16 protein-coding genes and 1 pseudogene are annotated in these 19,546 nt (G+C 74.2%); 5 read left to right on the plus strand and 12 right to left on the minus strand.

Annotated features, from left to right (window positions below; translation table 11 throughout):
* Positions 1-108 precede the first annotated feature (108 nt).
* On the plus strand, positions 109-1,656 hold the full coding sequence (locus ACZ5WK_RS23680) for a serine/threonine-protein kinase (RefSeq protein WP_465549778.1): 1,548 nt from the start codon (positions 109-111) through the stop codon (positions 1,654-1,656).
* Between the two features lie 90 nt (positions 1,657-1,746).
* Here the strand turns inward: ACZ5WK_RS23680 and ACZ5WK_RS23685 are convergent, their stop codons facing one another.
* Both ACZ5WK_RS23685 and ACZ5WK_RS23690 read right to left on the minus strand, forming a co-directional pair.
* Positions 1,747-2,457, minus strand: a complete 711-nt coding sequence (locus ACZ5WK_RS23685; protein WP_465549780.1) for a hypothetical protein — start codon at positions 2,455-2,457, stop codon at positions 1,747-1,749.
* Between the two features lie 215 nt (positions 2,458-2,672).
* The gene (locus ACZ5WK_RS23690) at positions 2,673-5,057 is read right to left on the minus strand and encodes a tetratricopeptide repeat protein (RefSeq protein WP_465549782.1); all 2,385 of its coding nucleotides are present in this window, start codon (positions 5,055-5,057) and stop codon (positions 2,673-2,675) included.
* A gap of 186 nt (positions 5,058-5,243) precedes the next feature.
* Between ACZ5WK_RS23690 and ACZ5WK_RS23695 the strand changes: the two genes are divergently transcribed.
* Positions 5,244-6,005, plus strand: a complete 762-nt coding sequence (locus tag ACZ5WK_RS23695) for an SOS response-associated peptidase (protein ID WP_465549784.1) — start codon at positions 5,244-5,246, stop codon at positions 6,003-6,005.
* Between the two features lie 161 nt (positions 6,006-6,166).
* Positions 6,167-6,955 (plus strand): alpha/beta fold hydrolase, encoded by a 789-nt coding sequence (locus ACZ5WK_RS23700; protein WP_465549786.1) that lies wholly within the window; start codon positions 6,167-6,169, stop codon positions 6,953-6,955.
* A gap of 106 nt (positions 6,956-7,061) precedes the next feature.
* Here ACZ5WK_RS23700 and ACZ5WK_RS23705 read toward each other — a convergent pair whose 3' ends face one another.
* From ACZ5WK_RS23705 to ACZ5WK_RS23720, 4 genes are all read right to left on the minus strand, one after another.
* Entirely contained in the window at positions 7,062-9,308 is a 2,247-nt protein-coding gene (locus ACZ5WK_RS23705) for a trehalose-6-phosphate synthase (protein ID WP_465549788.1), read from the minus strand.
* A 268-nt stretch (positions 9,309-9,576) separates the two neighbouring features.
* Entirely contained in the window at positions 9,577-10,536 is a 960-nt protein-coding gene (locus ACZ5WK_RS23710) for a carbohydrate kinase family protein (protein ID WP_465549790.1), read from the minus strand.
* 163 nt (positions 10,537-10,699) lie between these two features.
* Positions 10,700-11,566 (minus strand): haloalkane dehalogenase, encoded by an 867-nt coding sequence (locus ACZ5WK_RS23715; protein WP_465549792.1) that lies wholly within the window; start codon positions 11,564-11,566, stop codon positions 10,700-10,702.
* A 72-nt stretch (positions 11,567-11,638) separates the two neighbouring features.
* Positions 11,639-12,460 (minus strand): SDR family oxidoreductase, encoded by an 822-nt coding sequence (locus ACZ5WK_RS23720; RefSeq protein ID WP_465549794.1) that lies wholly within the window; start codon positions 12,458-12,460, stop codon positions 11,639-11,641.
* A gap of 98 nt (positions 12,461-12,558) precedes the next feature.
* Here ACZ5WK_RS23720 and ACZ5WK_RS23725 point away from each other — a divergent pair, with 98 nt between their 5' ends.
* Positions 12,559-13,251 carry a TetR/AcrR family transcriptional regulator gene (locus tag ACZ5WK_RS23725; protein ID WP_465549796.1) on the plus strand — a complete coding sequence of 231 codons (693 nt, stop codon included), beginning with the start codon at positions 12,559-12,561 and terminating at the stop codon, positions 13,249-13,251.
* 169 nt (positions 13,252-13,420) lie between these two features.
* On the opposite strand, the gene ACZ5WK_RS23730 is transcribed toward ACZ5WK_RS23725, so the two are convergent.
* The 6 genes from ACZ5WK_RS23730 to ACZ5WK_RS23755 form a co-directional block, all read right to left on the minus strand.
* On the minus strand, positions 13,421-14,413 hold the full coding sequence (locus ACZ5WK_RS23730; RefSeq protein WP_465549798.1) for an ArsR/SmtB family transcription factor: 993 nt from the start codon (positions 14,411-14,413) through the stop codon (positions 13,421-13,423).
* Between the two features lie 152 nt (positions 14,414-14,565).
* Positions 14,566-15,417, minus strand: coding sequence for a class II fructose-bisphosphate aldolase (locus ACZ5WK_RS23735; protein WP_465549800.1), 852 nt, complete (start codon positions 15,415-15,417; stop codon positions 14,566-14,568).
* Entirely contained in the window at positions 15,408-16,355 is a 948-nt protein-coding gene (locus tag ACZ5WK_RS23740) for a 1-phosphofructokinase family hexose kinase (protein WP_465549802.1), read from the minus strand. Before ACZ5WK_RS23740 ends, ACZ5WK_RS23735 begins: the two co-directional genes overlap by 10 nt.
* On the minus strand, positions 16,352-17,269 hold the full coding sequence (locus tag ACZ5WK_RS23745) for an ROK family protein (protein ID WP_465549804.1): 918 nt from the start codon (positions 17,267-17,269) through the stop codon (positions 16,352-16,354). The genes ACZ5WK_RS23740 and ACZ5WK_RS23745 overlap by 4 nt, the downstream gene beginning before the upstream one ends.
* A 43-nt stretch (positions 17,270-17,312) precedes the next feature.
* Positions 17,313-18,185: an SIS domain-containing protein gene (locus tag ACZ5WK_RS23750; protein WP_465549806.1), complete on the minus strand. Its 873-nt coding sequence runs from the start codon at positions 18,183-18,185 to the stop codon at positions 17,313-17,315.
* A gap of 199 nt (positions 18,186-18,384) precedes the next feature.
* Positions 18,385-19,146: a DeoR/GlpR family DNA-binding transcription regulator gene (locus tag ACZ5WK_RS23755; protein ID WP_465549808.1), complete on the minus strand. Its 762-nt coding sequence runs from the start codon at positions 19,144-19,146 to the stop codon at positions 18,385-18,387.
* A 182-nt stretch (positions 19,147-19,328) separates the two neighbouring features.
* Here ACZ5WK_RS23755 and ACZ5WK_RS23760 point away from each other — a divergent pair.
* Positions 19,329-19,546 (plus strand): annotated as a pseudogene (locus ACZ5WK_RS23760) (N-acetylglucosamine-6-phosphate deacetylase); the annotation flags it as partial.

The following is a 19,546-nucleotide window of genomic DNA, read 5'->3' on the forward strand; positions in this document are numbered from 1 at the left end:
CGGATCTATACTCCCTCTGCTCAGCCCGCACGGGGAGGCACAGGGGGACGCATGGCGGAATCTGTGGGGAATTTGCTGGAGCCGAGCGTCCTAGCCGTGGCTGGGCCGGTGCTGGTGGTGCGGTTGTCGTCACTGCCGCTGCTGTTGCGCGTTCAGGAACGGGTGCGTCAGCGGGGGTCAGCTGCCCGGGGCGGGACCACGCCGCCACAGGGGATACCCGCGGCGCTCATCGGGGAGCTGGCGGTAGGACTCGTGGGCGCCGCCGCCCTGGTGTCGTTCCTGATGGCTTCCCAGCTCATCCCCGGCTTCGGCCTCAGAGTGGCGCCCATTGGGTCCTTGATCATTCTGCTGGACGGCCCGGACGGGCGCGCCCAGGCCGACGGGGTCTGGTTCTTCGCCGAGGTGTTCGCGATGCTGGTGGCCTGGCTGCTGCTGTGGCTCTGCACGCAGCGCAACCTAATGGCCTCGGGGGAGCCTGCGGGGGCTTGGACCACCCCGTCGGAGGGCCGTCGGCTGGCCGCCCTGTTCGCCCTCCGCGCCGTGCTCGGCCTGTTTGCTCCTGCCGGTCTGATCCTGGCCGCACTACTGTTCCAGGCCGTCGCCTTCGTGACGAGCCGCAGGGCCCGGTCCGGCGACAGTTCCGCCGCACGACCACTGCCACCCGCGCCCCAGCCCGCGCAGCTGGCCCCGTATATGCCGACGCAGGCCGATCGGGGGGCCAGCGCCGGTGCAGCGCCGCAGGTCGCGTACCAGGAGCTTCGGCCGCACGAGCCGCGGACGATCGGCGGGTACCACCTGCTCGGGCGCATCGGATCCGGCGGGATGGGGACGGTGTACCTCGCCCGGAGGGAGGGGGCAGCGACGCAGGTGGCGCTGAAGACCATAAAACCCGAACTGCTGGACCATGACGAGCTGTTGCGCCGTTTCGCGCGCGAGGCGGAGGTGCTGGCCATGGTGTCCGGTGCCTACACCGCCCGGGTTCTCGACTCCGGAGTGGACGCCGGACGCCCCTACCTGGTCATGGAGTTGCTGGACGGGCGGCCCCTCGACGTCCATCTGCGGGAGCAGGGGCCGATCCGTTCCCCCGAGGCGCTGCGGGCTCTGGCGCTGGCACTGGCCGTGGCCCTCTCCGGGGTGCATCGGCTCGGCCTGGTCCACAGGGACCTCAAGCCGGCCAACATCATGCTGACCACCGCCGGGCCGCGCCTGCTCGATTTCGGCATCGCGTCGATCGTGGACGGCACCAGGCTCACCCGCACCGGCGGCGGACCGGGGACCCTGACGTACATGGCGCCGGAGCAGTTCGGCGACGAGCGCGTCAGCGCGGCCGCCGACGTCTGGGCGTGGGCGTGCTGTGTGGTGTGCGCGGCGCACGGCACCAGCCCGTTCACAGCGACCAGCGCGGGCGCCGTGATCCGTCGGATCGTCGACGCCGGACCCGAACCGGCTGCGCTGGCGGCGGTACAGGCACTCGACCCAGCTCTCGCGGCCGCCGTCGCCCGTGCGCTGACCGTCGACCCAACGGGCCGCCCGACGGACGGTACGGAGTTGATAGAGCTACTGACGGCCCACCATGGCCCGAACCACACCCCGACGGACGCGGCGGCAGCCCTCCGCAACCAGATCACCCAGGGCTGGCGCACGCTGGCGCTCTGAACGAGGAGGTAGCGTGCGCTCCGGCCGCCCGAGAGCGAGAGGAAGACCGAGTCGGCGACCGCCACGCGGAGGAGGGGACGGACGGAGGCCTCAGCCTCCGGCTTCGGCCGCAATCCAGTTCTGCCAGACGTGGATCGTGTTGGGCACCTCGGGACGATCGAGGAGCCAGAGAACGTAGCCGGCATGTCGTCGTGCCCATGGAGTGTCAGACCGAGCGGCAGCTTCCAGCCTGCCGCGCAGATCCTCACTGTCGACGGCTCGAGCAACGCGTAGGTACTCGCGGTCCTTGCAGCGGTAGGCCCTCTGAACGACGATCTCGACCAGGTCGGTGAGCTTCGCCCTGGCCGTCTCGCCGTGGTCAGCGACCGACACGTCCCGTATGAGGCTCTGTTTCGTGCCCCACTTCTTGGCATGCCGGGTCCACTCGTGCGGATACCTTGCCTCCCACTCCAGGAAGAGGAGCGCATAGGGCAGGCCCTGCCAGGTCCTGATGTCCCCGGCCGGGCGGTTCCACAACGCGTTGGGCAGCGAGGACCTCCCGGCTTCGACGTACATCTCGTGTGCCTGCAGGAAGGCCGGATCCTGCCACTGCTCCTGTCCGCCAAACGGCAGTGTCGAGCGCCACAAGTCGTTGAACCGACCAAGGGCATCCCGCACGTTCCCCTGAGCATCAGCAAGACGGACCAGCGCCGCAGCCCGCTCGGCCGGATCGTCGGCTACGAGCCCGAACGCCCAGCCCAACCGCGCGTCCCATGCATGGGCTTCATCAACCCCCACACCCGCATCCGCTTCCTTCGTCACACAGGAGATCATCCCCCAGCCACTACACCGAGGTGCATCTCCCCTCGCATTCATCCAGAGCACAGATCGGTCGGACAGGGCGAGAGACATTCGGGAATCCCGAAGTTACGTCAGTGGGCGTCGGGCCCCCGACGAAGGAAGAACCCCCTGGCCGCAGGGTCAAGTACTCCGCGGAGGTTCTGGGAACTCGCGGGATGCCGCACGGACCGGCCCCCTCAGCCCAGGCCGCCGATGAGCTCGTGCGTCTCCCGGGTGTGCGGGTGGTCCGCTCCGAAGAGGCGCACCTGCCGGCGGTAGACGCTGTCGAGCATGGCCCCGGCCTCCCCGGGGCGGCCGCGCCGGGCGATGACCTGGGCGAGCAGGACGGTGGCGTTCAAGGTCCCGAGGTAGTCCGGGCCGAGGAGCCGCGTCCTGGCGCTGACGACGGCGCCGAGCTCCTCCTCGGCCTCCGCCAGCCGCCCGCACAGGGCGACGACCCAGCCCAGCCGTTCACGCGTGGCGAGGGTGTCGTGGTGCTCGTCCCCGAACAGGCCGCGACGGATGCCGAGGACCCTCCGCAGTTCGGTCTCCGCCTCGTCGACCCGGCCCAGTTGCCCGACCGTCCAGGCCAGGCGGTTGCGGCTAGCCAGGGTGGCCGGGTGGTCGATGCCGAACACGCCGGCCCGTCCGTCGCAGGCGGTGCGGAACATCGACTCGGCCTCGTCCCAGCGCTTCTCGCGCGCGGCCACCCGGCCGAGGGCGTGGTAGGTGTCCAGCGTGTCCGGGTGCCGGGCTCCGAGGGCGCTCTCCTGGGCGGCCAGGACGGAGCGCAGGGCGGCCTCGGCCTCCTCGTAGCGCCCCAGCTCGGCCACGATGCGGGCGACTTCGCCCTCGGTCCGCAGCGTTTCCCGTGCCTCGGCGCCGAGGTGCTCCACCTGGGCGGCGTGCAGCAGGCGCAGTCCGGTGTCGGCCTCCCGCCAGCGGCCTTGGAGGGCGAGGCTCCGGCCCAGCCAGTAGCGGACCCCGAGAACCTCGCGGTCGCCGGCCGGGAGCCGGCTCAGGGCGGCGAGGGCGGCGACGCTGACCTCTTCGCCCAGGGCGGCCGGTCCGGTCCATTCGTAGTAGTCGGCCAGGGTGCTCGCGGACCGGGCGATCCTGGTGAGGTCGCGCGGGTCGAGGCCGGCCGCCGTGGTGTTCAGCAGTGCCCGGAAGTGCGGCGCGAGCAGGCGGAAGGCCGGCCAGTCCGACGGCCGGTCCGGCTCCAGCTTCGCCAGCCCCTCGGTGATCAGGCCGGCGGCGGTGGAGCCGATCATCCCGGCCACCTGGCGGCCGGCCCGGTGGTCGGCCGCCAGGTGCGCGCGGCTGACGTCGGCGACCACGGGGTGCAGGATCAGGGCGCGGTCGTCGCCGTCCTCCGGCGACGCGGGCAGGCGGCTCACCAGGCCGAGGCGGATGAGCCCGCGCATTCCCTGCTCCAGCCAGACGACCTGCTCGGTCGGCGTTGCCGCCTCCTCCGGGATCAGCCGGGCGAGGAGCCCCACCTGCAGCAGGTCGTCGGGGATCGGTGTCGCCGCCCCGAAACAGGAGAGCAGCCGGAGAAGCGTGCGGGCCTGGGGCACGCCGTAGCGGCCGAGGGCGTCGAGGGACGTCTCCCAGGTGTACATGACGGTGGATCTGGCATCACCGCTGAGGTCCGGGTCCGGCGTGAGCAGGTCCATGGACTGCGGCGAACTGTCCAGCGCCCGCTGGTAGTCGGCGAACCGCCTGGTCAGGGCGAAGTCGGAGCCGAGGTAACTGCCGGCGAGGTGCAGGGCGAGCGGAAGTCCGCCGAGCCGTTCGCCCAGCCTCCCCGCGTCCTCCTCCGTCCCGCCCTGCGGGGCGAGGTCGCGCAGGATCCGCCCCGAGTCGGCGGGGCCGAGCCGTCCGACCGTGCGGAACAGGACGTCCCTGCCCCAGGTCGCGGCGTCCGCCTGACGCGTGGTCACGACGACCAGGCCGGAGCGCGGCACCCGCAGCCAGCCCGTTCCGTCGGCGACGCTCGTCGAGCCGGCCGGAGCACCCGGCACGGCGAGCGCCTGCGGAGCGTCGGCGTTGTCGATGACGAGCAGCCAGCGGTGCTTCTCCCGCTCCAGGACGGCCCACAGGGCGTCCGGCGCCTGGGGTGTGCCGGAGGCGATGGCCTCCTGCTCGGTCACCGAGGCGCCCAGGATCCTGGCGACGGCCAGCATCCCGGCGAGCAGGCTCCCCGGCTCGGCCGCGGACACCCACCACACATGGCGGCGGATCCCCGCCTGGACCCGCTCGGCCAGGGCCGCCGCGATCGTGGACTTGCCGATCCCGCCGAGGCCCGCGAGGACGACGACCCGGCCGGTCGGCTTCCCGGCCAGGGCGAGGAGTTCCCGGAGGTGCTCCTGCCGGCCACGGATCTCCGCCGGCAGGCTCCGCACCGGTGCCAGTACGGGCATGGCCGCCGGCCCGGAGAGGGCCGGACGGCCGTGCTCCTCCGATGTCCGGTCCGGCTGGTGCTGGCGGATCTGGAGTCGCAACTGCCAAGTGGTGAGCCCCAACGCGACGCATCCGGCGAGCGTTCCCCCGGCCGTCCAGAGCAATCCGGCGTCCATGACCGCACACGCTACTCCGACTCCCGGCGGCCGGGGAGGGAACGCATCCGGCCACCCCGACGCCCCTGTTCGCCCCGTCCCGCGCTGCCCGGGACGGCGGGAAGCCCGGGGTCCGCACCGGCCGCGACACGGTGTCCCGGCCGAAATGGCCCGCCACGGCGGCCGGACGGTGGCAGAGTTGCGGGTATGTGCGGCCGATTCGTCTCCACCTCGACCCCCCAGGACCTCGTCGAACTGTTCGGGGTCACCCGATGGACACCGGTCGAATCCCTGGCGCCGAGTTGGAACGTGGCGCCCACGGACACGGTGTGGACGGTGCTGGAGCGGGTGGACCGCGAGACGGGTGAACTCGCCCGCGGGCTCCGCCCGCTACGCTGGGGGCTCGTCCCCTCCTGGGCGAAGGACCCGGGCGGCGGGGCGCGGATGATCAACGCCAGGGCCGAGACGGTGCACGAGAAGCCGGCGTTCCGGTCCGCGTTCGCCAAGCGCCGCTGCGTGCTCCCGGCCGACGGCTACTACGAGTGGGTCCCGGTGCCCGCCGGGGGCGGCCGCAAGGCGTTCAAGCAGCCGTACTTCCTCCACCCCCGCGAGGGCGGGCCGCTGGTGATGGCGGGGCTCTACGAGTTCTGGCGCGACCGCGAGCGCCCCGAGGGCGACCCGGCGGCCTGGCTCACCACCGCGACCATCATCACCACCGACGCCACCGACGCCGCGGGCCGCGTCCACGACCGGATGCCGCTCACCATCGCGCCGGCCGACCTGGACGCCTGGCTCGACCCGGAGCACACCGACCCGGCCGGGCTGCGGCAGCTGCTGCACACCCCGGCCGGCGACGAACTCGCGGTGCGGGCGGTCTCCACCGCGGTCAACAGCGTCCGCAACAACGGGGCGGCGCTGCTGGACGCGGTGGCGGACCCGGTGGGGCACGGCGACGAGGACGCCGGGTGACCGGGTGGCCCGGGCGCGTCCCGGCGGCCAGGATGAAGGGGACGCCGCCGTTCCGGTAGCGTCGGCGGCCCGCCCTTCCGGGTCCCGGTCCGGGTCCCGGTCGCGTGCCGGACGGCCGCCCGGCACGCGGAGGCCCGGCACGCGGAGGAAGGACGATGGACATGGCGTGGGACCAGCTCGTCTCGGGCCCGGCCGACGCGGCGCAGACCGCACTGCTCCTCCCCGGCGGGCTGAACACCGCCCGGTCGTACGCCGAACTGATGGCCGAACCCGCGCTCGCCCGGACCCGGCTGGTCGCCGTGACCATGCCGGGGCACAGCGGGACGGCGCCTCCCGAGGACTTCGGCATCGGTACCCTGGCCCGGCTCGCCGGCCGGCTGGCCGAGGAGCAGGCCTGCGACGTGGTCGTGGGGTTCAGCATGGGGGCGAGCGTCGCGCTGGAGATGCTGGCGACCGGCGCGTTCACCGGCCCCGCGGTGCTGCTCGGCATCAGCCTGTCGCCCCGGGACGAGCCCCTGTTCTTCCGGGCCGTCTGCCGCCTCGGCGGCGTCCTCGGCCCGCTCCCCTCCGCTGCGCTGCTGAAGCTCATGGGCCCGGCCTCCAGGGGCATGCGCGTGCCGCCCGAGCGCCGCGCCGAGCTGCTCGCCGACCTTCGCCGCAACGATCCGCACGTGATGCGCGGGATCCTCCGCGGCTACCTCGACCATCTCGGCGCGCACGGGGATCCGGCCGCGCGCCTCTGCGGTGCGGGGGTACCGGTGTGGGTCGTGCACGCCGAGAAGGGCGACGGCGGGCTCACCGCCGACGAGCGGCGCACGCTGGAGGCCTGCCCGCACGCCACCGTGGTCACGATCCCCGGCACCAGCTTCTTCCTCCCCAACGAGGAGCCGAGGCGGATCGCGGAGATCGTCACCGCGGCGCTGGCGGCCGCCGCTCCCGGCCGGCGTTGAGCACGGCCCGCCCTCGCCGGGCGCCGTCACCGCCGGCCCTCGCCGGGCGCCGTCACCGCCGGCCCTCGCCGGGCGCCGTCACCGCCGGCCGTCACCGCGTCGGCCGTCACCGGGCACCGACGGCCGTGGTCCCGGAGCCGTCCCGGGAGGCGCCCGGGGACGTGTCCGGGGACGCCCCCGCGGACGCGCCCGGGGAGCCGTCGCCGCGGATGGCCGCGGTGATCTCGGCGGCCCAGTCGGCGGGGTGGTGGTCGCCGAGCAGGTCGGCGAGGCGTTCCGCCCGGAGGCGGCGCTCCTCGGGCCCGAGGGTCAGGGCCCGGTGGAGGGTGTCGACCAGGTCGGCGGGTGAGCGGGGGTCGGTGAGCAGGGCCGCGCTGCCGAGCTGGGCGGCGGCGCCGGCGTGGCGGGAGAGCACCAGGACGCCGGACCGGCCGACGGCCCGCTGCGCGGCGATGAACTCCTTCGCGGTGAGGTTCATCCCGTCCTGGAGGGAGGTCACCCAGAACACGTCCGCCTCCAGGTAGTGGTCGATCACCTCGGTGAAGGGCAGGCTCTGCGGCAGGTACTCGACGGGCTGCCAACCGACCGTGCCCCACCTGTCGTTGACCTCGGCGATCCGGCGCTCCAACGTCCGCCGGGTCACGTCGTAGGAGGTGATGCCGGGCTCCGGGGGCGGACAGACCAGCCGGAACCGCAACCGTCCGCGCAACTCGGGGCGACGCGCGAGCACGGCCGCCACCGCCTCGACCTTCTCCACGGGGGCCTTGGCGTAGTCGAGGCGTTCGACGGAGAGCACCAGCGGACCACCGCCCGCTCCGCCCCACGGCGGCCGCGCACGCCCACCGAGACGGGACCGGGCCGCCGAGGCGATGGCCTCGCGGTCGATGCCGAGCGGATGCACGCCGACCCGGGGCGTACCCGGCGCTCCGGCGAGGGCCCGGCGGAACTGCTCGGCGAAGGTCTCGGTGTGGAACCCGGCCCAGTCCAGGCAGCTCAGCGAGGTACGGATCTCGGCGGCGGTGGGCAGGGCCGCGAAGACCTCCGGTGCCGGAAAGGGGGTGTGGTGGAAGAGGCCGATCCGCAGGTCGGGGCGGAGCGGGCGGAGCCGGCCGGGGACGAGCCAGAGGTTGTAGTCGTGCAGCCAGACGGTGCCGCCCGGCGCGGCGCGTGCGGCGATGTGGTCGGCGAAGCGCGCGTTCACCGCGCGGTAACGGGCCCAGGCGTCCGGGTCGAACCGCAGCCGCCGGGGCTGCGACATCAGGACCGGCCAGAGCGTCTCCTTGCAGGCCCGGTGGAAGTAGGCAGCCCAGTCGTCGGCGCTCAGCGGCACGAAGGAGAGCGGCAGCCCGGTGTCGTGCCCATCCAGCCGGCCGGGGCGGGCATGCGGACCGAGAACGGCGGCGGTGGCCCAGACGGCCTGCGGGTTGGCCTCGAACAGGCGGCACAGGGTGGGCAGGATGCCGTTGGGGCTGGCGGGCGGCCGCCAGCCACCGGGGGTCGGGTGGACCGGCGGGCGGTGGTAGCCGACCACGAGCGGGTAGTCGCGTTCCACCCAGCCGAGTTCCTGGAGGGCCGCCAGGATGCCGGCGGCGCCCGGCCGCTCGGGCCGGTGGACGGCGCCGCCCTCGGGGACGGCCGCGCGCAGGGCGGGTTCGGCGTTGCCGACGATCACGCCGTGCGCGCCGAGCCCGTACAGCGACAGGTCGTTGAGCGAGTCACCGGCCACGAGGACGGAGTCCATCGGCCAGCGCTGGTCGGCGGCCAGCGCCGCCAGGGCGCCGCCCTTGCTCGCACCGGGTGGGAGCACGTCGAAGTAGCGGTCCGCCGAGTACAGCCAGGTGCAGCCCAACGCCCGGACGGCGTCGATGAGTTCTTGCGTCAGATGCTCGGGGCGCAGATGGAACGAACAGCGGCCGTCCTGGACCACCCCGTGCTGGTAGACCAGCCCCGGGAAGCGGCGTAACGCGGTGCGCACGCGTGCGGCCCCGGGCCAGCCGCCGCGCAGGCGACGTTGCAGGTCCGTGACCGGGGTCTGGTCGGTGCCGTCGATGACGCTCGCCCCCACGTCGGCGATGATCCAGCGCGGTCTGGGCACCAGCGGATCCCGTAGAGCCTCGCGCACCGAGGAGATCCCCCGACCGGTCGCGAAGACCACGGTCACCTCCGGGTGCCGGGCCAGCGCGGCGTGCAGGCGGCGGCGGTCGGCCCGGTCGCCGCCGAGCAGGGTGCCGTCCAGGTCGGTGACCAGGATCCTTGCAGGGTGCCTGACTTGGCGCAGTGTGGCGGTCACCCGCCCGTCCGTGTGCCCGGTCGTATGCGCGCCCCCGTGCTCGGCCGCCTCCGGTGCTGCCATGGTGGTCCCCCTCGCCGATCGCCACGTGGAGCTGCACCCCGGCCGGTGGGCCGGGGCGCTGCTCAGATCAGGATCATCGGACGCTAACACGAACCCGTCACCGAGTGAATCGGGCATGACACGGTGGGCGACACGCCTGATCACGAGCCGGTGGTGCGTTGTCGGGCGAGCTGCGCGCCAGGGCGTACGGCGGCGGCGCGGCCGGCGGCGGCGCAAGTCGCAGATGGGGGCGGGTCGGTGGTGACGACGGGTCAGTGGTGACGACGGGTCAGTGCCGAGGAACGCGGGCGAGCCACTCCCGCAGACCGGCGGTGTCGGGGGCACGGCTGGAGCCCGGGCCGGTGGTCGCCGCGGCGCCGCAGGCCACGGCGGCGACCAGGCAGTCGGGGAGTTCCCGGCCCTCGAGGTGGGCGTGCACGAAGCCGGCGTCGAAGCAGTCGCCCGCCCCGGTGGTGTCCACGACGTCGACCGGGACGGCGACGACGTCGTACCGCTTCCCGTCGCGGACGGCGCACGCCCCTTCGCCCCCGCGCTTGACGACCACGGTGCGGACCAGCCCGGAGAGCATGCTCAGGGCGTCGTCGACCGTGCCGGTGCCGGTCAGGCGCAGCGCCTCGTCGGCGTTGGGGGCGAACACGTCCACTTCGGCGAGCACCTCGCGCACGAGGGGTGTTTCGAGAGTGCCGGGCATGTCCTGGCAGTCCATGAACACCTCCGTCCCGAGCTGACGGGCGACTCGCAGTGCGGCCAACACCTCTTCGCCGTACTGGAGTTGCGGCAGGATCAGCACCGCGGGGCGGTGCTCGCGCAGCAGCGCGGCGAGCGGCCGGGCGTCGACCTGGTCCTGATAGCTGACCATGGCACGGTCGCCGGGGGGCGACAGGGCCACCGTGACACTGCGCAGTGGGCCCGGGTGGTGGCGGAAGCCGGTCTCGTCCAGCCCCTCGGCGCGGACGGCGGCCAGCACCTGCGCGCTGAACAGGTCGGTTCCGAAGTCGGTTGCCCAGACCACGTCATGGCCCAGCCGGTGCATCGCCATCGCCGGGGTGAACGCCCCGCCGGGCAGCAGGTCGACCGCCTCGGCGAAGACCTCCGTCCCGGGCCTGACCGGCCCGGCCAGCCCCCGGAAGACCAGATCGGCGAAGTAGGCGCCGACGACCAGCACCTCCCGCCCGCCCCGTAACGCGTCCGCTCCGTCCCACCGTGACCGGCTCCTGCCCTGCGCCATGTGCTACGTCACCTTCCCGCCATCGACTGTCAACCGCCGATCCACATCTCCCCGGATTCGCGGTCTGCGAAGCACCGGGGTGCGGCCGGGCCGGGCCGGCGCCGCATCTCCCGCGACCGGGCCCGGGCCCGGCGCCGGCGCCGCGTCTCCCGCGGCCCGGCGCCTACCGGCCGCGAAGGCCGTGTCCGTCCGCCCAGGCCGCGACGGCGCCGGCGATCAGCAGCGGATGGTCCTCCGGCGTGTGGTGCCCGGCGACGGCGTCGAAGTGCCGGACCGTCAGGCCGGCGATGTTGGCCTCGCACCACGCGATGGTGTCCTCGTGCACCATCGTCCCCGGCCCGGGGACGAAGGTGATCAGGAGCTTGGGCACGCCGGGACTGGCTCCGAGCCACCGGTCGTACGCCTCGATCCGGGCGACGACCTCGGTGGGCTCGCCGCCCAGCGGCATGGAGCGCGGCCACTGCAGGAGCGGGAGGCGGCTCTCGCGCGTGGGGTAGGGCTTGAGGTAGACGTCGAGGTCGCCCGGGGCGAGGGCGGTGGCGACGGTGCCGGGCAGGCCCTCTTCGAGGAAGACGTTGTCGTCGAGGACCATGGCCTCGCCGATGCCGTCCGTCTTGATCGCCCGGAAGAGTTCCCGGCCGCCTTCGGGGAACTCCTCCCAGGTCATCGGCTTGACGATGGTCTCGGTGAACGCGATGCCGCGCGCCCGGCCGGGGTGGCGGGCGGCCCAGTCGAAGGCCAGGGCGCCGCCCCAGTCGTGGCCGACCAGGATCACGTCATCGAGGCCGAGCGCGTCGAACCAGGCATCCAGGTACCGGGCGTGGTCGGCGAAGGTGTAGTCGATGGCGGGCTTGCCGGACTCGCCCATGCCGATCAGGTCGGGGGCCAGCAGCCGGCCGCTCCCCACCGCGGGCATGACGTGCCGCCACAGGTGGGACGAGGTCGGGTTGCCGTGCAGGAAGACGATCGGGGTCCCGGTGCCGGACTCCCGGTGGTGCATGGTCGAGCCGAGGATGTGCTGAACGGGCATGGCGCTGTCCTTCGACGAAAGTGATGGCGGGTAAGGGCACAGGCACAGGCACAGGCGCGGGCGCGGGCGCGCTCAGCGGAAGGCGGCGGCGTTGCGGGCGGCCCAGGCGGCGAAGGTCGCGGCCGGGCGGCCCAGCACGCGTTCGACGTCGGGGCCGACCCGCTGCTCCTCCTCGGTCGGTTCGCCGAGGATGGCCAGGGTGCCGGCGACGACGGGCAGCGGCATGAACCGCGCCATGAGTGCGTGGGCCTGCTCGCGGGTCTGCTCGGTGAAGTGCACCGGTTCGCCCAGCGCGGCCGCGATCGCCGCGGCCCGCTCGCGCGGGGTGGTCGGTGCCGGGCCGGTCAGGGTGTAGGTGGCGCCCAGGTGCGCGTTCACACGCAGCGCGGCGGCGGCCACGGCGGCCACGTCCTCGGGATCGACGAACGGCAGGCCGACGTCGCCGAACGGCGCCTCGACCGCCCGCCGGGTGCGGACCGACTCGGCCCAGGCGAAGGCGTTGGTGGCCATCCCGCCCGACCGCAGGATCGTCCAGCCGAGCCCGGACTCACGGACGGCGGCCTCGAACCGGACCGGGTGCCGGTACACCTCCGGGCGGGTCCCCGCTCCCTGCGAGGAGAGCAGTACCACCCTGCGGATCCCGGCGTTCTTCGCGAGGTCCACGATGCCGTCCGGGTCCTCCCCCGCCACCAGCAGGAACAGCGCCTCCGCCCCGTCGAACGCGGCCCGCAGGCCGGCCGGGTCGGCGAGGTCGCCGACCACCGCCCGCACGCCCGGCGGCACGTCGGCGTCGGTGATGTTCCGGGCGACGGCGGTCACCGGCACCTCCGCCTCGGTCAGCAGCCGTACCAGTGCCCGCCCCACGTTCCCGGTCGCACCTGTCACCACGATCATGTCGATCTCCCCGATCGATAAGTGAGTTAGTTGCCTGACTAACTCCGTCGAGCCGAAACCGTAGCAGCCCCGACGGGCGTCGGTCTACAGTTAGTCGGGTGACTGACTCAATGGATTCCCGCCACGCCTCGGCGGAGGCTCCCCACGCGAAGGCCGACGGCGAGACGGCCGGGGACAGGAAGACCCCCGGCGCCGCCACCCGGAAGACCGCCGTCGGAAAGGCCGCCGCCCCGAGGAACGCCGGCAAGCGGCAGCGGCTGACGGCCGCCGCGGCGCGGGTCCTGCACGAGCAGGGCGTCGAGCGCACCACCATCGCCGACATCGCCCACGCCGCCGACGTGCCGACCGGCAACGTGTACTACTACTTCAAGACCAAGGACGAGCTGGTCAGAGCCGCCCTCTCCGAGCACACCGGCCACCTGGAGACCCTCACCGCCGAGCTCGACCGGCTGCCCGACCCGCGCGAACGCCTCAAGGGCCTGGTGACCGCATGGGTCGGCCGGCGCGACACCGCCGCCCGCTACGGCTGCCCCACCGGCACCCTCGCCGTCGAACTCGACAAGCGCGACGACGGCGGCCTCGACACCGCGGTGGGCCAGGTCATCCGCCTGCTGCTGCGGTGGGTCGAGGAGCAGTTCCGGCAGCTGGGCGCAGCCGGCCCGGAGGGCCTCGCCGTCACCCTCGTCGCCGGCTACCAGGGCATGTCCCTGCTCTCCAACGCGCTGCGCGACCCGGAGATCATGACGCGCGAGGGGGCCCGCCTGATGGACTGGATCGACGCCGTGGTCTGACACCCGGCCGACGCCGACGCCCGGCCGACGCCAACGCCAACGCCCGGCCGGACCTCGCCGCCCGGCCGGGCCTTGGCAGCCGGCCGGGCCACGGAGCGGTGACTGGGCCGGGCCCGGCGGGGCGCCGCCCCGGGCGGTGCCGCCGTCCGTCCTTCACGCGCCCGCGCGGTCAGTCCCCCGCGGGGGCCAGGAGGGCGTCGGCAAGGGCCGTGCGGGCGTAGAGGACGAACCGCCCGGTGCGGTGGGCCGTGACCAGGCCGGCGTTCCGCAGGGCCGTCAGGTGCTGGGAGACCCCGGCCGCGGACAGGCCGGAGTGCTCGGCCAGCCGGGTGGTCGAGGACGGCGTGTCCAGTTCGGTCAGCAGCAGCGCGCGGGAGCGGCCCAGGACGGCGGCGACCGCATCCGGCGAGGCGGTCGCCCGGCGCTCCCACAGGTTCCCGATTCCCCGAGCCGGATACGCCAGTTGGGGCGGATCCGGCGGCACCGAGCGGGTCAGTACCCGCGGCCAGGCGAACGCCGAGGGCACCAGGAGCAGGCCGGAGCCGGCCTGGTCCCGGGTCAGCGCGCAGTGGCGGCGGACCAGTCGCAGCGTGCCGTCGTCCCACCGCACGGTCTCGTGCAGCTCGTTGAGGACGTGGGCGGAGCCGTGCTCGGCGACCTGCCGGGCCCGGTGGAACACGTCCGCTTCGAGGAGCCGCCGGATCCTGGCCCAGTAGGGCGCGAGGGCGAGCTCCCAGTACGCCTCGATCTCCGCGGTGATCTTCTCCAGCGCCACCTCGGGGGCCTCGTGCAGAAGCCTGAGCCGGGCGGACGGGCCGGTGCCGCGCTCGACGCCGAGCATCTCCAGTTCGGTCCGCACCCGCGCGGGCGCGCTGCGCCGGATCGCGTCCAGTTCGGCGCCGAGGACGGGGAACGGGGTGGCGGGGGTGGGGTTGAGGAAGTCCGCGAGGTAGCCGTCGGCGGGGACGAGGTCGGCCAGCCAGCCGCGGTCGAGCCCGGCGTGGGCCAGCCGGGGCCGCACCTGCTCGGCCCAGCGCCGGTGCAGCGACGGCTCGGCGTCGCCCCGGAGCAGTCGGAAGCTGGTGACGACCTCCCACATCGGGGAGACGGCGAACCGGGTCTGCGCGAGGTCCGCCGCGGAGAAACTCAGTCCCGACTGCATGCGCCGCCGCCTCCCGGCCGTCGTCCGCTGGATTCGGCCCGAGCCTAATCGATGGCACGTCTGCGGGGCGGCCCCGCAGACGGCGGCGGCCCTGGGGCTCCGTCAGCGCCGGGCCCCGGGGCCGCACGTCCCCCGCTTCGGTGGGCCCCGCCTCAGCGTGCGACGGCCGCCGGCGCGGTCAGGACGCCGAGCAGGCGTGCCACCTCCCCGGCGACCGCGGCCCGGCCGTCGCCGAGGTAGGCCCGGGTGTCGACCAGGGCGGAGTCGGCGGCCAGGCGGCGGCGGACGGCGGCGGTGAAGGCCTTGTTGAGGTGGGTGGCGATATTGATCTTCGTCATGCCGTGGGCGACGGCCGCGGCGAGGTCCTCGTCCGCGACCCCGGAGGAGCCGTGCAGCACCAGCGGCACGGGGACGGCGGCCCGCAGGGCGGCTATCAGCTCCAGGTCCAGCACGGCGTCCCGGGTGAGCATGGCGTGCGAGGTGCCGACGGCGACGGCCAGCGCGTCGATGCCGGTCCGCTCGGTGAACGCCGCGCCCTCACCCGGGTCGGTCCGGGCGCCGGGCGCGTGGACACCGTCCTTGCCGCCGACCTCGCCCAGCTCGGCCTCCACCCAGACGCCCGCGTCGTGGCAGAAGGCCGCCACCTCGGCGGTGGCCCGGACGTTCTGCTCGTAGTCGAGCACGGAGGCGTCGAACATCACCGAGGTGAAACCGAGTTCGACCGCCTCGCGGACCAGTGACCGGTCGGTGGCGTGGTCGAGGTGGACGGCCACCGGCACGCCCGCGGCCCGGGCCACGGCCAGCGTGGCGGTGCCGATCGGGGTCAGGCCTCCGTGGTAGCGCACGGCGTTCTCGCTGATCTGCAGGATCACCGGGGCGCCGACGCTCTCCGCGCCGGCGACGATGGCCTCGGCGTGCTCCAGCTGGATGACGTTGAACGCGCCGACGCCGTGGGCGCCGTGGCGGGCGGGGGCGGTGATCTCGCCGGTTCCGGTCAGGGGCATGGCTCTCCTTGAGGGTGCGCCGGTTCGATCTCCTCGACCCGGACGAGGCTGAGCAGGCGGTGGTAGGCGCCGGCGTCGAATCGGCCGGCCTGCGGCGCCAGGACGGTGGCGGCGGAAAGTGCCACCGCGTGCCGGAGCCGGTCGGGCCAGGCGGCGCCGGCGGCCAGGCCGAGCGCGAGAGCGGCCACCGCCGAATCGCCCGCGCCGGTCGGATTGCCGAGGAACCTGCCGGGCGGACGGGCCTGCCAGCGGCCCCCCGCGGTGCAGGCCAGCAGCCCGTCAGGCCCGAGCGAGGCGACCACCGCCCCCGCGCCGGCCGCGCGGAGCGACTCGGCGCCCTCCAGCGGGTCCCGGGCGCCGGTGGCCTCGGCCAGCTCGTGCAGGTTCGGCTTGACCACGGCGGGGCCGGCCTGGATCCCGTGCACCAGTGCGGAACCGTCGGCGTCCAGCAGCGCCGGGATGCCGTCCACTCCGGCCCGCTCGACGAGTTGCCGGTAGGCGTCCGCCGGAACCCCGCGCGGCAGGCTTCCCGAGAGCACCACGACGGCCGCGCCGGGCAGCAGGCGCCCGTAGTGTGCCAGGAAGCCCTGCCACTCCTCCGGGGAGACCACCGGACCGGGCTCCAGGTAGATGGTGGTGTCACCGTCCCGCTCCTCGGCGACGGCGACGGTGCGGCGGGTCTCCCCCGCCACCTCGACCAGTTCGTCGTGCAGGCCCGCCGCGGCGAGGTCCTCGCGAACCGCCCGGCCGACCGCTCCGCCGGTGAGGCCGGTGACGACCGGGGCATGGCCCAGCGCGGCCAGGACGCGGGCGACGTTGACGCCCTTGCCGCCGGCCTGCTGGGTGACCTCGCGCACGCGGTTGCTGCCGTGCCGGCGGACTTCGGGGAGCCGGTAGGTGACGTCGAGAGCGGTGTTGAGGGTGACGGTGAGGATCACCGGCCGCCCCCGTCCAGCAGGTCCTGCGCGAGCAGCGCCGCCCCCAGGCTCCCCGCACGGTGGCCCAGTTCGGCCGCGACGAGCCGGGGCGGGCCGCGGAAGGTGAGCCGCTCGGCGAGGGCGTCCCGCAGCGGGCCGAGGAACGGCTCGCCGGCCTTGGCGAGGCCACCGCCGATGACGATCCGCTCGAAGTCGAGCACGACGGTCAGCGCCGCCAGACCGTCGGCCAGCGCCTCCACCGCCTCCGCCCAGATCCGCGCCGCGGCACCGTTCCCGGACTCGGCCAGCCGCCTGACGTCCTTGGCGCTGACGCCGGCCTCGCCGGTGGCCCGGGCGTAGCGGCGGGCGATGGCTGAGGCGGAGGCCAGGGTCTCCACGCAGCCCCGGTTGCCGCAGGCGCACCGGTCCCCGCCGGGGCGGACGACCAGGTGGCCGAACTCCCCGGCGAAGCCGTGGTCGCCGCCGAAGGGGCGGCCGTCGATCATCAGCGCGGCGGCGATGCCGGTGCCGACCGGGACGAAGGCGAAGTTCGGGCAGGAGCGGCCGGCGCCGAGGCGGCCTTCCGCGACCCCGCCGGCCCGGACGTCGTGCCCGAACGCGACCGGGAGGCCGAGGTGTTCGGCGAGCCGGCGGCGCACCGGGGTGCCGCGCCAGCCGAGGTTGGCGGCGAGGACGGCGGTGCCCGTCTCCTCGTCCACCAGGCCGGGCACGACGATCCCGGCGGCCTCCGGCCTGCCGCCGTGCCGGAGGGCACTGGTCATCAGCTCGTCGGCGCAGGCGAGGACCGTCCCGGTCAGGGCTTCCGGTCCGTGGTCGGCGCGGGTGTGCCACTGCGCCGAGCCGAGGAGCCGGCCGTCCTCGACGATCGCACCCTTGATGTGGGTGCCGCCGACGTCCAGCGCGATGACGCTCACGGGCCGACCGCCTTCCGGCCCCGCCCCGGACGGTGGACCACCGTCACGGCTGGTCCAGCACGATGGAGCGGGTGAGGTTGCGCGGGCGGTCCGGGTCCAGCCCACGGGCCTTGGCCAGCTCGACGGCGAGGCGCTGCACGCGGACCAGCTCCGCCAGCGGGTCCCGCGTCGCGACCACGGCCGGGGCGCCGGTCAGCGCGATCTGGCCGAGCAGGCCGGCCGGCGGCTCGCCGAAGAACCAGACGGTGCTCTCGGAGCTGCTGACGCTGATCGGGCCGTGCCGGTACTCCATGGCGGGGTAGGACTCGGTCCAGGAGGACGAGGCCTCGCGGACCTTGAGCGCCGCCTCGTGGGCGATGCCGCTGGTCCAGCCGGTGCCCAGGAAGGTGAACTGCTTGGAGGAGAGGGCCCGTTCGGGCAGCGCGGCCTCCAGGGCCTGCTGCGCCTGTGCGGGCAGGTCGGCCGGAGCGGCCCCGAGGTGCGCCCGGAGCAGGACGAGGGCGGTGGTGGCGAACCGGGTCTGCACGACGGACTGCTCGTCGGCGAACTCCAGGGCGACGACGTTCTGTGCGGCGTCGACGACCGGCGTCGACAGGTCCCCGGTGATCGCGACGGTCGCGCCGTTGCGGGTGCGGGCCAGCGCGTCCAGCACCTCGGTGGTGGTGCCGGAGCGGGTGAGGGCGACGACCCGGTCGTACCGGCGGTGGGCCGGGAACTCCGAGGCCGCGAACGCGTCGGTCTCCCCCAGCCCCAGCGACTCGCGCAGCGCCGCATAGGCCTGCGCGATGTAGAGCGAGGTGCCGCAGCCGACGATCGCGACCCGCTCTCCGGGTTCGGGAAGTCCCTTGGGGGTCAGCTCAAGGGCGCGCTGCCAGCACTCCGGCTGGCTGGCAATCTCGGCGTCGACGTAGGCCATGACGTCCTCCTGCGCAAGGTTGAGCCTTGATGCTCAAATCTGAGTGATTTATAGCTCGTTCTTCCAGACATGCGCAACCATGATCACCAAAATCTCAGTTTCGAGCAGGCGGCGGCCGCCCCGGTTCCGGGCAGCGGAAAGCCCTGGGGCGGCCCGCGTCGGCAGGCCGCCCCAGGGCCGGAACGGGTCGTTCAGCGGCTCACCCCGCGCGGTGCACCCGGACGCCGCCGGACGCGATCTCCTTCTCCTGCACCGCGGTGAGCCCGTCGTCGGTCACCACGTCGTGCACCTCCGCCAGCGGGCAGATCTCCGCGAAGGTGACCCGCCCGATCTTGGTGCTGTCCGCAAGGACGACGGACCGGGCGCTGCTGCGCAGGAACGCCCGGTCGGTCTGGGCCTCCATCTCGTCGTGCGTGGTGCAGCCCTCCTCCGCGGTCAGGCCGTCCACCCCGATGAAGGCGACGTCCAGGTGGTACTGCGACAGCATCCGGTCGGCCGCCGGGCCCACCAGCTCGTAGCTGGTGGTGCGGGCGATCCCGCCGATGACGACCAGCCGGGCCTCCGGCCGCACCACGAGGTCGGCCGCGATGTTCACGGCGTTGGTCACGATGGTGACGTCCCCTCGGCCGGCCAGGACGCGGGCCAGCTCCCCGGTCGTGGTGCCGCCGGTCAGCCCGACCACCGCGCCGTCCGGCACCAGCTGGGCGGCCTGCGCGGCGATCCGCCGCTTCTCCTCCGGGTACTTCCCCCTGCGGTGGCGCAGGGGGAGTTCGAGGTTGACCGCCCCGGTGACCGCGCCGCCGCGGGTCCGGTGGAGCAGGCCCTGCTCGTGGAGCTCCTGGAGGTCCCGGCGGACCGTCGCGCCCGAGACGCCAAGCAGGCCGGCGAGGGCGTGCACGTCGGCGCTTCCCTGGTGGGTGATGTGGGAGAGGATCCGGGCTGCGCGATCAGCTTTGAGCATGCCGGGGAGTGTAGCCGCGCAGGACCGGGGCGGTCAGTGCCTCGACGGGCTGCCGTCCCGCTGCCGGAAGGGTTGACTGAATCTGATTGCATTGACCAGTATCGAGCGATTCTGAGCAGATGCTCGCCGGCTGCCGCCCCCACCGATGGCCGCCGGCCGGCACACTTTCCGGAGGTGACCGCGTGACCGCGCGGATTCAATCAGCGGCACTGTCGCGGGGCACCGCCCTGTCCGGCGCCCGCCTCGTCCTGCCCGGCGGTGCCGTGGACGGGGACCGCCTCGCGATCGAGGGCACCCGCATCGCCGGCCTCGGCGGCGCCACCGAACCCGGCGACCTCGACCTCACCGGGTACACCGTCCTCCCCGGCTTCGTCGACCTGCACGTCCACGGCGGCGGCGG

Source organism: Kitasatospora sp. NPDC032757, from assembly GCF_055579305.1.

Coding starts and splice junctions, on each gene's coding strand:
- ACZ5WK_RS23690 (WP_465549782.1), bottom strand. CDS start 5,057: ATGGACGCCGGATTGCTCTGGACGGCCGGGGGAACGCTCGCCGGATGC.
- ACZ5WK_RS23695 (WP_465549784.1), top strand. CDS start 5,244: ATGTGCGGCCGATTCGTCTCCACCTCGACCCCCCAGGACCTCGTCGAA.
- ACZ5WK_RS23700 (WP_465549786.1), top strand. CDS start 6,167: ATGGCGTGGGACCAGCTCGTCTCGGGCCCGGCCGACGCGGCGCAGACC.
- ACZ5WK_RS23705 (WP_465549788.1), bottom strand. CDS start 9,308: ATGGCAGCACCGGAGGCGGCCGAGCACGGGGGCGCGCATACGACCGGG.
- ACZ5WK_RS23710 (WP_465549790.1), bottom strand. CDS start 10,536: ATGGCGCAGGGCAGGAGCCGGTCACGGTGGGACGGAGCGGACGCGTTA.
- ACZ5WK_RS23715 (WP_465549792.1), bottom strand. CDS start 11,566: ATGCCCGTTCAGCACATCCTCGGCTCGACCATGCACCACCGGGAGTCC.
- ACZ5WK_RS23720 (WP_465549794.1), bottom strand. CDS start 12,460: ATGATCGTGGTGACAGGTGCGACCGGGAACGTGGGGCGGGCACTGGTA.
- ACZ5WK_RS23730 (WP_465549798.1), bottom strand. CDS start 14,413: ATGCAGTCGGGACTGAGTTTCTCCGCGGCGGACCTCGCGCAGACCCGG.
- ACZ5WK_RS23735 (WP_465549800.1), bottom strand. CDS start 15,417: ATGCCCCTGACCGGAACCGGCGAGATCACCGCCCCCGCCCGCCACGGC.
- ACZ5WK_RS23750 (WP_465549806.1), bottom strand. CDS start 18,185: ATGGCCTACGTCGACGCCGAGATTGCCAGCCAGCCGGAGTGCTGGCAG.
- ACZ5WK_RS23755 (WP_465549808.1), bottom strand. CDS start 19,146: ATGCTCAAAGCTGATCGCGCAGCCCGGATCCTCTCCCACATCACCCAC.